The sequence below is a fragment of the Myxacorys almedinensis A genome (genome assembly GCF_010091945.1).
Lineage (GTDB): Bacteria > Cyanobacteriota > Cyanobacteriia > Leptolyngbyales > Leptolyngbyaceae > Myxacorys > Myxacorys almedinensis.
Window position 1 is genome coordinate 1 of sequence record NZ_WVIE01000075.1, and the last position, 281, is coordinate 281.

Consider the following 281-nt stretch of genomic DNA (forward strand, 5'->3'; position numbering starts at 1 on the left):
CCTGAGCAAGATTTGGAAACCATTAAACTGTTGCTCTCACCTCAAGTTGAATTGGATATTCAATTTACGACTGAAGAAGTCGATGCGGGGCAATTGGCGAAACAAGCTGTAGAGCGGCAGGTTGAAGCAATAATTGCTTCGGGCGGAGATGGGACGCTCTCGGCGGCGGCGGAAGCATTGGTGGGAACGGAGATTCCCTTGGGGATTATTTCTCGGGGAACTGCTAATGCTTTTGCCAATGCCTTGGGAATTCCGGATACGGTCAAAGAAGCTTGTGAGGC

Annotated in this window: 1 protein-coding gene; it reads left to right on the plus strand. The window is 50.2% G+C overall.

Going from position 1 to position 281, the window contains the following annotated elements; all coding sequences use genetic code 11:
* On the plus strand, nt 1-281 hold a 281-nt coding region (locus tag GS601_RS23450), incomplete at both ends, for a diacylglycerol kinase family protein (RefSeq protein WP_238393470.1).